A 283-nucleotide genomic window follows, 5' to 3' on the forward strand; every position below is an offset into this window, starting at 1 on the left:
TCCCCATCGTCTAGAGGCCTAGGACATCACCCTTTCACGGTGAGTACAGGGGTTCGAATCCCCTTGGGGACGCCAGGATTTTTAGTTGTATTGAGTTGGAATGTAATGATGCAGTGCTGAATGGGCCTGATAAGTCAGGCTTTTTTTGTTTCTGCAATATTGCTGCAGTACCAGGTCAGGATGCGCAACAGGGCATTCAGGACAGATTTCTGTCCCCATCGTCTAGAGGCCTAGGACATCACCCTTTCACGGTGAGTACAGGGGTTCGAATCCCCTTGGGGAC

At 50.9% G+C, this 283-nt stretch carries 1 tRNA gene; it reads left to right on the top strand.

The window, feature by feature from the left end:
• Nucleotides 1–211 precede the first annotated feature (211 nt).
• Nucleotides 212–283, top strand: a tRNA-Glu gene (locus ACL9RI_RS27705).

It is taken from the genome of Janthinobacterium sp. Mn2066 (genome assembly GCF_049319705.1).
Lineage (GTDB): Bacteria > Pseudomonadota > Gammaproteobacteria > Burkholderiales > Burkholderiaceae_D > Janthinobacterium.